Raw genomic sequence first — 9684 nt, 5'->3', positions numbered from 1 at the left:
AAGCGTGTGGGCTCATAAGGGCCAGTGCGCAAATCCGGGCGGGTCTGAAGGTCTAGGTTATATAGGGCGCGCCCATGTCACTCGACCTCAAGCGCGCGGCCTCAGAGCCCATCTCCTCCGTCGACATGCTGTTGGCTGGATTCCGAGCCGCCGAGAAGCCCCGTGAAGCGCACCGGCTGGGGCTCGAGCATGAGAAGTTCCTCTATCCGGTCGGCGCCGCGGAGCCCCCCACCTATGAAGGTGAGCGGGGCGTGGGCGCGCTGCTGAACCGGGTGGCCTCGGCGGGCTACACGCCGTTCCGGGAGACGCCGGAGTCGCCCGTCATCGCGCTGCAGCGCGGCGGTGCCACCATCTCCCTGGAGCCCGGCGGCCAGGTGGAGCTGTCCGGAAGCCCCTTCGTCACCGCGCGCGAGGCGCACGCGGAGAACCTGACGCACCTGTCGGAGGTGTCCTCCGCCGCGAAGGCGCTGGGCTTGCGGCTCGTCTTCCTGGGCTACCGCCCGTTTGGCACGACGGCGCAGATGCCGTGGATGCCGAAGACGCGCTACCTCATCATGCGCCGCACGCTGCCGGAGCGCGGCCGGCTGGCGCTGAACATGATGTTGATGACGTCCACGGGCCAGGTATCCCTGGACTGGGCGGACGAGGCCGACTGTGTCCGCAAGACGGTGGTGGTGGCGCGGCTCGCCCCGCTGATGAACGCGCTGTACGCCAACAGCCCGTTGGTGGAGGGCAAGCCGTCGGGTTACCTGTCCTTCCGCAACCGCGTCTGGGACGAGGTGGACCCCACGCGCTGTGGTTACCTGCCCGCGTTCTTCGACGGCTCGTTCTCGTACCGCGCCTATGTGGAGTGGGCGCTGGACGCGCCGCTGCTCTTCCTGCGGCGCAACAACGAGTACCTGTATCCGAAGCTCACCTTCCGGCAGTTGATGAAGGAGGGCTTCGAGGGCAAACCGCCTGACCTGAACGACTGGACGGACCACCTGTCCACGCTCTTCCCCGAGGTGCGGCTGAAGACGGTGGTCGAGGTGCGCGGCGCGGACTGCGTGAGTCCGGCGATGACGGGGGCACTGGCCGCCCTCTGGCGCGGCATCCTGTACGACGCCACCGCGCTGGAGGAGGCCGAGCGCCTGCTCCCGAAGCTGACCTACGCCGAGCACCTGGCCTTCCATGACACGGCGCGGCGCGAGGGCCTGGGCGGTCGGCTGGGTTCGCAGGAGCTGCACCGCCTGGCGGCGGAGATGCTGGCCATCTCCCGCCGGGGGCTGATGCGGCTGGATGCGCAGGATGCGCCCCTGCTGGACGCGCTGGACGCGGTGGCCGCGTCGGGGCGCTCGCCCGCGGTGGCGGTGCTCGAGGCGTGGGAGAAGCATCCCCGCCCCGAGGCGCTGCTGGACGGCTTCGGCCTGTGATGTGAGGGCGGGCTAGAACTGCCCGCCAATCATCACGTTGCCGTTGAAGAGGCTGCCCTTCTCGTCAGCGTTGGTGACGGGGTTTCGGAGGAGTCCCTCTCCGCCGACCAGCCGGTACGTGGCGCGCGCGCCGGCCACCAGGTTGCCGAAGCGGTAGTCCAGGCCCGCGGCCAGCGGGAGCTCCGTCTGCCAGTCGTTGTTGTAGAAGGTGTCCGCGCCGTCCGACGGGTTGAGGTAGCTCAGGCCGACGCCGGCGCCGACGAAGGGGCGCCACTTCGCGTCGATGAGCGGTCCCGCCTTCGCGAGCAGGGTGGCGTTGTGGCGCCAGACGCCCTCGCCATCACCGTTGTCGCGCAGGCGCGCGTCATCAATGGGGAGGCGCTGGCCTTCGTAGCCCACCTCGACGCCGCCGTACTGCCAGGGATAGGCGCTGGCGTTGATGCCCAGGAGCGGGCCCACCTTGGTGGTGTTGCCGAGGTCTCCGGTGAAGTTGCCGAGGCCCAACCGGACGTCGACGCCCACCAGCGGCTGCTCATCGACGCGCAGTCGCTCGCCCACCTGCTGTGCCTCGATGGCGAAGGCCGGCCCCGCCATGCCCAGCGCCGCCGTGGCGACTCCACCCACAATCGAACGTCGCATCGCATTCCTCCCCGGGAAAACAGTCACCGGAAAGCTGGCCATCTGTCGCCACGGTTACAGAGAGAGCCACAGGGACGCACGGTGGCCTGGATGGCCGCGGGTGCATCGGCCCACGAGGCGAAGGACGCCGTGACTCGTGCGCGGACGGGCGGGGAGGGGCTCAGCGGCGGCCGAAGAGCTTCTTCAGTCCGGACAGCACGCCACCCGGACGCCGCTCCGGCTCGGGGATGAGCGGCGAGCGGGCGATGAGCGCGTCGAAGGCCGCGTCGTCCAGGTGCTCCGTGGCCAGGGACACCGCGTGCCGCTTCACGCCGGGCAGGGTGGCTTCGAGCGACAGGGCCCCATCCACCGAGAGCGCGAGGTGCAGCTCCACCTCCCCCGCGCGCTCCACGTTGAGGGTGAGCCGGCCGAGGTGCTCGGCGTCGGCGGCCTGCGTGGCGGCTCCCTGGAAGACGGCCAGTTCGAGCGGACCCGGCGCGGTGGGAAGCACCAGCGTCTTGGTGGCGGGCAGGCGGGTGTTCCGCTCGAGGACGCGGCGCAAGGTGCCGCCGCGCTCGGCGACGGAGAGCGGCGAGGAGAGCACCTCTGAGACGGTGGCCGCGGGCTTGCCGACCTCGGCGAGCAGGAGCCCCTGTCCGAGCAGCGCGGCGCCCAGGGCCACGCTGCCCCGCGCGTCCACGTCGTCGCGCACGCTCACGCCCAGGCTCTCTTCGAGCCGGCGGCGGACCAGGGGCGCGGCGCTCTGCCCGCCGACGAGGAGCACCGCGTCCAGCCCCTGCGGGGAGAGCGCGTTGGATTCGAGCACGTCGCGGACCACGGTGGTGACGCGCTGAGCGAGGTCGGCGGTGAGGGCCTCCACGCGCTCCCGGTTCATAGGGGGCACGGTGCCCGAGGGGAGGGTGACGTCGACCTGCTCCTGACTGGAGAGGGCCACCTTCGCGGACTCGGCGGCGGTGCGCAGGGGGGCCCAGTCGAGGGGATGGTCCGGCTTGGGCACGCCTTGTTCGGAGAGGTCGCTGGCGATGGCTTCAGCGATGCGTGCATCGAAGTCCATGCCGCCGAGGGTGGCGTCGCCCCCGGTGGTGATGACCTCGAGGTCATCGCCTGTGACTTGCACCACGCAGACCTGAAGCCCGCCGCCACCCAGGTCCACGACGAGCACTCGCTTCCGCGCGAGCCCCCGGCCATGGGCATACGCGAGCGCCGCCGCCGCGGGGGCGATGAGGATGCGCTGGGCATCGAGCCCCGCGAGCGTGGCGGCTTCGCGAAGGGCCGCGCACTGGCGGTCGGTGTAGTGCGTGGGGGCGCAGATGACGGCTCGGGTTGCCTTGCGGCCGAGGTGCGCCGCGGCGGCCTGCTTCAGCTCGCGAAGCATCATGGCCGTGAAGAGGGTCGGCGAGATGACGCGGCCCCGGACCTCCACGGCGGAGTCCCCATTCGCGTCGGTGGTGACGGGGTAGGGGAGCAACGGGGCGAGCCAACGGAGTTGTGGCGAGCGCGGCTTCAGGCCCAGCAGTCGCTTGAGGCCGGCGATGGCACGGCGGGGGGCGCGCTGGCCTTCCGTCTGAGCCGCTGCGCCGACGACGAGGTCGCCGGTGCCATTGACCGCGATGAGGGCGGGAAGGTCCGTGGTGTGGGTGCCGGGGAGGGGGATGAGCGTGGGCGTCCCGTCCTGGACGACGGCGACGCGCGCATGGGAGGTGCCCAGGTCGATGCCCAGCACGACCTCGGGGAGCGCGGGCGTCGAGGCCGGCTGAGGAAGGGGGACTTCGAGCAGGGCACGGCGGCGGTTGCGTGGCACGTCCGCGTCCAGGGGGACGGAGGGCGTGGGCTCGGATTCGGCACGGGCTGGGGCTGCTTCCGTGGCGGCCCCTGTGGGCGCGGAGCTCGCTTCCGAGTTGGACAGAGAAGCCTCATCCGAGGCCGCGCTGGGGGGCGCGCTTTCGGGAGCGGCGGTGCGCCCTTGAGGCACGGTGGTCGTGCGTGTCGGCGCTCGGGGTGGATTCGACTCGGCCTTGGGGGCTGCACTGGCTGATGCCTGGGACGAAGTGTCACCTGCTGCGGAGGCGTCCTGCGAAGGCTCAGCGGGCTTCGCATCCGGGGCGTCGGGCTCCGTCTTGTCGACGTCAGGTGCGCTCGGGAGCGCGGTCACCGCCTGTGTGGAGGGGGCCTCGCCAGGAGCGCTGCCGGAGTGGTCATCCGTGCTGGTCGCCGTCGTGGCTTCGGACGCGACATCCGGGCCGCTTTTCCCGATGTTCGCCGCGGATGATGCCTCGTCGGGAGCACTGCCGGATGGGTCATCCGTGTTGGTCGTCGTCGTGGATTCGGGCGCGGCATCCGGGCCGCTTTGCCCGGTGCTCTGCGCTGCTGCTTGGGGCGCGCTAGCTGCTTCGTTGCTTGCCTCGGCGAGGGGCGCATCGCGCAGAGGTGACGTCGCAGCGGAGGGCTTCGTGGTGGCTGCGTCGCCTGCTTCGGCGTCAGGCTTTGCACGAGGGAACGCGGCCGTCGCGGAAGCCTCCGGGGCTGCTCCGGGGCCTGCCTCGGTGGTGGACTCGACGCTTGTGGTCGAAGTGGCAGTCGGTGATGCGTCGTCGGCATCGGCATCGGCATCGCGCTCTTCGCTCGCGGGGTGCGCCGTTCCGGAGGATGCCGGGGCTGCTTCGTTGCCAGCGTCGGTGTCGGGCTCGGCGCTTGTAGTCGATGCCTCTGCGGGTGCTTCAATCGTGGATGTATCGCTGCCCTTGGCGGGGGGCTCGGCACTCGTGTTCGCGGATGGCGCCGAGGATTCCGTGGCTGCTTCGTTGGCGGGAGCGGTGCCCGTAGCCGGAATCGTCGCGGAGGGTTCCCTCGTTGCGGAAGTGCCAGCTTCCGCGACGATTGGGGTGCTCGCTTGAGAGACAGAGTCTCCGTGGGGCACCACTGCATCTGCATCCGTCGCCGGAGCGGAGGTCGCATGCAGGCGCGGAGCTGGCTCGTCGTGCTTCGTCGAGACAACGGCTCCTGCCGTGACGGGCTCCGTTGCCGAGGCGGATCCATCGCTCGCTGTTGCACCGGTCTGCTTGGCATTCGCAGAGTCGTCACCCGTTCCATGTACGGGCTTGGATTCGTCAGGCGCAGGCAAGGTTAGGGAGGAAGCTTCGCCACCGATGGCTTCGTCGCCTTCAACGGGTGCGGAGCCGGTGGGCTCGGCTCCGGCATGCGCATCGTCGCTTGGCTCTGGCGCGGGCGGGATACGAAGCAGCGTTTGAGTCGCTTCCACTGACTCGCTTGCGGCCCGCGCGTCGGAGGTTTCCGCCGACAAGTCTGGAGCCGCCGTAGCTGTCGGCGCAGTGCTGGCGTCGGTCGATGAATCCTCCGGGACGAGTGGCGCTCTAGCAGGCTCACCGAGGTCGTTTGGCTCGGCTACGGCATTCTCAGTGCCACTTGCATCCTCGGACGCCGCGAGGCTCGCGGTGATGGCGAAGTCGAGCCCGTCACTCGAATCAGCTTCAAAGCGCGGAGCGACAGGTCCCGGACGCGCGTCCGCGTCTTGAGTGCTCGGAGCCCTTGAATCAGAGGCCTCAAGTGAGCCCGTGTCCGCCTCACCGGACACCGCATGCGCGTCCGTGCTGGACGCAGGCGCATCTGGCACTTGCTCGAACACGGAGGACGGAGCAGCCGTGCCGGAGTCCGGTGCTTCCGAGCGTGCGTCATCATCCGCCCTGGCAGTCTCGGAACCGTGCGTGGGTTCCGGAACCGCCACCGCGTCAGGAACTCCAGCCGTCGTGCCTTCGACGCGCGCATCCTCCCGCGAGGGTCGCACCGCATTCGAAGCCTTCGCGCCGGGTGCGCGGCGAACGAGTCCCGGAGGTGGCGTGGGCGCAGGGGCCGTGACCGGGGCAGGAGTTTGTGGCTCCACGCTCCCGGTACGTTTCGCCACCACCCGGTCGATGAGCGCCTTGCTCGCTGCGTCCAGCTTCACGAAGCGCACCGTCATGCCGGTACGCCCGCCCGCCGCGTCCACCTGGGCCTTCACGACGATGCCTTCGCCGCGGAGCAGCCGTGTCCCGTCGGCCAGGACGAACTCGAACGCCAGCCCGGTGCCTTCGGGCTTCATGGCGCGCGTGGCGACGAACACGCCACCGCGCGCCACGTTCGAGCCGTACTTGTCGATGAACTCCTCCTCCGTCGTGTACGGGAGGCGGATGCGAAGCGGGAGGAGCTTGGACGCGGTCCCGCTCATTTCAAGGGAATCCGCACATCCCCCCCGGAGCCCTGAAGCAACAGGTGCAGCCCGTCATCCCGAAGGGCCTCCGGAGGAAGCTCGAACAGGAGGACCACGTCGGTGCGCTCGTCCGGAGCCCAGGTGCGGCGAAGGGGGCGGGTGCCCCCGACGACCTGGGCATCCCGGGCCACGGCGTACGACGGGCCTTCAGCCCCGAAGAGCTTCGCCCCGTCCAGGTCCAGGGTGAGCGGCGCGCCGCCCACGTTCTGCGTCATGAGCTGCACGCGGAAGAACAGGTCCTCGGAGGTCAGGCTCACCTTCCCCGAGCCCGTCACCGAGTGCGACGCCTCCAGTCCGGTGAGCTTCACGGACAGGGTCTCCAGGCGCACGGCGTCGTTGGGGGAGGGGAGCTCCCAGGTGCGCTCGGTGGGGACGTTGATGCCCGCGGCGAGGCCCGCGAGGTTTGCGTTCGGGTCTCCGCGCGTGGCCTCGGGGCCCTGGGAGGGACGGCCTCCCTGGTTCACCCGGTCCACTTCCTGGCGGAGCTTCTGAAGCGTCCGGTCATCACCCGTGCCCGCGTAGTCAGGCGCGGACTCCTCCTTGCAGCCACCCAGAACGAGGGAGGCCGCCAGGAGCGCCACGGAAGCAGAGGCCCGGTGGTTCATCACGCGGTGCCCATGCCCTTCACCAGCTCGTACAGCTTCTCCAGCGCCGCGGGGAGCTTCGAGGCATCCGGGCCGCCGGCCTGGGCCATCTCCGCCTTGCCGCCGCCCTTGCCGCCGACTTCCTTGGCCATCTCGCGCACCAGCGCGCCGGCGTTGATGCCCTTGGCCACGACGTCCTTGGTGGCCGCGACCAGGATGATGGCCCGGCCGTCCTTCTCGCCGCCGATGGCGACCACGCCCGAGCGGATGCGGTCACGGAGCTGGTCCGCCATGCCGCGCAGGACGTTGTCGTCCGCCGCGTCCACCTTCGTGGCCAGGACCTTCATGCCGTTCACGTCGCGAGCCTGCTCCAGCAGGTCCTTGCTGCTGGCCGTCTGCGCCTTGACGGCCACTTCCTCGACCTTGCGCTCCAGCTCCTTCACGCGCTTCTGGGTCGCCTCGACGCGCTTGGAGACTTCCTTCGGGCTCGACTTGAACAGCTCGGCCACCTTGCGCAGCTCGTGCTCCTGCTCGCGGACGTGCTGGAGCGCGCCGATGCCCGTCAGCGCGACGATGCGGCGCACGCCGGACGCCACGCCGCTCTCGCTGGTAATCTTGAACAGGCCGATGTCACCGCTGCGGCGCACGTGGGTGCCGCCGCAGAGCTCGGTGGACTCGGGGTGCACGGTGACGACGCGAACCGTCTCGCCGTACTTCTCGCCGAACATGGCGACGGCGCCGGACTTCTTCGCGTCCTCCAGGCTCATGATGCGCGTCTCGGCCCCCGCGTTGTCGCGAATCCAGCCGTTGACCAGGTCCTCGACCTGCTCGAGCTGCGCGGACGTGGCGGGCGAGAAGTGCGCGAAGTCGAAGCGCAGGTAGTCCGGCGCGACGACGGAGCCCGCCTGCTTCACGTGCTCACCGAGCACGAGCTTGAGCGCCTTGTGGAGCAGGTGCGTCGCGGAGTGATTCGCCCGGATGGACTTGCGGCGCTCCGAGTCCACGCCGGCCTGGACCATGTCGCCGACCTTGAAGGTGCCCTCGGAGACTTCGACCGAGTGGACCACCAGGCCCGGCACGGGGCGCTGCGCGTCGGTGACCTTTGCCACCGCCTTGCCGCCGTGGCCGACGACGCGGCCGGTGTCGCCCATCTGTCCGCCGGACTCGCCGTAGAAGGGCGTGCGGTCCAGGACCAGCTCCACCGTGTCGCCCTGGGTGGCCTGGGTGACCTCGGCGCCGTCCTTCACGATGGCGCGGATGCTGCCCTCGCCCTCGTGGCCCTCGCCGTCATAGCCGAGGAACTCCGTCGTCCCGAGCCGCTCCGCCAGCTTCAGGTAGACCTCGCCCGTGGCCTTGTCGCCGGAGCCCGCGAACTTGTTCTTGTCCGCCTCTTCCTTGAGGCGCTCCTCGAAGCGGACCAGGTCCACGTCGAAGCCGCGCTCGCGGGCGATGATCTGCGTGAGGTCCCACGGGAAGCCGTAGGTGCCGTGGAGCAGGAAGACGACGTCGCCGGAGAGCTGCTTGCCGCCGGCCTTCTGCAGCTCGGACAGCTCCTCCTCGATGAGCTTGAGGCCGCGGCTGAGCGTCTGACGGAAGCTGGTCTCCTCGTGCCGGCAGACCTCCAGGACGAAGGTGCGGCTCTCCCGGAGCTCGGGGTAGGCGTCGCCCATCAGCTCGATGACGCGGTCGACGACCTTGAAGAAGAAGACGTCCTCCAGGCCCAACTGGGTGCCGTGGCGGATGGCGCGGCGCATGATGCGGCGCAGGACGTAGCCGCGGCCCTCGTTGGAGGGCTGGACGCCGTCCGAGATGAGGAACGCCGCCGCGCGGCCGTGGTCCGCGACCACGCGCTGGGACGCGCCGGACTCCTGCGAGTAGGGCTTGCCGCACAGCTCGCTGACGGTGGCGAGGATGTTCTGGAAGAGGTCCGTCTCGTAGTTGGACCGCTTGCCCTGGACGACGGAGGCGATGCGCTCCAGGCCCGCGCCGGTGTCGATGGACGGCTTCGGCAGGGGGATGAGGGGGCCGTCCTTCTCCTTGCGCTCGAACTGCATGAACACGAGGTTCCAGATTTCGAGCCACCGGTCGCAGTCACAGGCGACGCCCAGACATTTCTTGCCCTCGGCCTCTTCGACACAGGGGATGTCGTCGCCCTGGTGGTAGTGGATTTCGGAGCAGGGGCCGCAGGGGCCGGTGTCGCCCATGGCCCAGAAGTTGTCCTTGAGGCCGAGCTTGTAGAGGCGCTCGGCGGGGACGCCCTGCTTCTTCCAGAGCTCGTAGGCCTCTTCGTCCCAGGGGGTGCCGCCCTCGCCGTTGAACACGGTGACGGCGAGCCGGTCGGTGGACAGGCCGAGCGTCCGGGTGACGAACTCCCAGCCGTACGCGATGGCGTCGGACTTGAAGTAGTCGCCGAAGGAGAAGTTCCCGAGCATCTCGAAGAACGTGTGGTGCCGGGCGGTGAAGCCGACGTTGTCGAGGTCGTTGTGCTTGCCGCCGGCGCGCACGCACTTCTGCGACGTGGTGGCGCGGCGGTAGTCGCGCGTCTCACGGCCGGTGAAGACGTCCTTGAACTGCACCATGCCCGCGTTGGTGAACATCAGCGTCGGGTCGTTGGCGGGCACCAGGGAGGAGGACGCCACACGGCGGTGGCCGCGCTCCTCGAAGAACTTGAGGAACGCCTCGCGGATCTCAGAGGCGGTCAGGGCGGAAGGCATGGTGTGGGTATATGCCACAAGAGGCGGCTTCGCAGGAGTTCTTGGAGGTTGCATGGGGGGCCTGGGTGGGG

5 protein-coding genes are annotated in these 9684 nt (G+C 69.9%); 1 reads left to right on the top strand and 4 read right to left on the bottom strand.

The genetic code is table 11. The features are described from left to right. Nucleotides 1–74: 74 nt before the first annotated feature. Nucleotides 75–1412: a glutamate--cysteine ligase gene (locus tag G4D87_RS26805; RefSeq protein WP_163785288.1), complete on the top strand. Its 1338-nt coding sequence runs from the start codon at nucleotides 75–77 to the stop codon at nucleotides 1410–1412. A 12-nt stretch (nucleotides 1413–1424) separates the two neighbouring features. Here G4D87_RS26805 and G4D87_RS26800 read toward each other — a convergent pair whose 3' ends face one another. From G4D87_RS26800 to alaS, 4 genes are all read right to left on the bottom strand, one after another. Next, the gene (locus G4D87_RS26800) at nucleotides 1425–2093 is read right to left on the bottom strand and encodes a hypothetical protein (protein ID WP_163785286.1); all 669 of its coding nucleotides are present in this window, start codon (nucleotides 2091–2093) and stop codon (nucleotides 1425–1427) included. 118 nt (nucleotides 2094–2211) lie between these two features. Further along, nucleotides 2212–6273, bottom strand: a complete 4062-nt coding sequence (locus tag G4D87_RS40385) for a TIGR02266 family protein (protein WP_504112652.1) — start codon at nucleotides 6271–6273, stop codon at nucleotides 2212–2214. Continuing rightward, nucleotides 6270–6923 carry a hypothetical protein gene (locus G4D87_RS26785; protein WP_163785284.1) on the bottom strand — a complete coding sequence of 218 codons (654 nt, stop codon included), beginning with the start codon at nucleotides 6921–6923 and terminating at the stop codon, nucleotides 6270–6272. The genes G4D87_RS40385 and G4D87_RS26785 overlap by 4 nt, the downstream gene beginning before the upstream one ends. Then, the gene (gene alaS / locus G4D87_RS26780) at nucleotides 6920–9613 is read right to left on the bottom strand and encodes an alanine--tRNA ligase (protein ID WP_163785281.1); all 2694 of its coding nucleotides are present in this window, start codon (nucleotides 9611–9613) and stop codon (nucleotides 6920–6922) included. Before alaS ends, G4D87_RS26785 begins: the two co-directional genes overlap by 4 nt. Nucleotides 9614–9684: the final 71 nt, after the last annotated feature.

The organism is Myxococcus vastator, from assembly GCF_010894475.1.
Taxonomy (GTDB): Bacteria; Myxococcota; Myxococcia; order Myxococcales; family Myxococcaceae; genus Myxococcus; species Myxococcus vastator.
The sequence above is the reverse complement of the archived record's forward strand: the minus strand, read 5'-3'. Positions and strand labels throughout refer to the sequence as shown.

Coding starts and splice junctions, on each gene's coding strand:
- G4D87_RS40385 (WP_504112652.1), bottom strand. CDS start 6,273: ATGAGCGGGACCGCGTCCAAGCTCCTCCCGCTTCGCATCCGCCTCCCG.
- G4D87_RS26800 (WP_163785286.1), bottom strand. CDS start 2,093: ATGGCCAGCTTTCCGGTGACTGTTTTCCCGGGGAGGAATGCGATGCGA.
- G4D87_RS26805 (WP_163785288.1), top strand. CDS start 75: ATGTCACTCGACCTCAAGCGCGCGGCCTCAGAGCCCATCTCCTCCGTC.
- alaS (WP_163785281.1), bottom strand. CDS start 9,613: ATGCCTTCCGCCCTGACCGCCTCTGAGATCCGCGAGGCGTTCCTCAAG.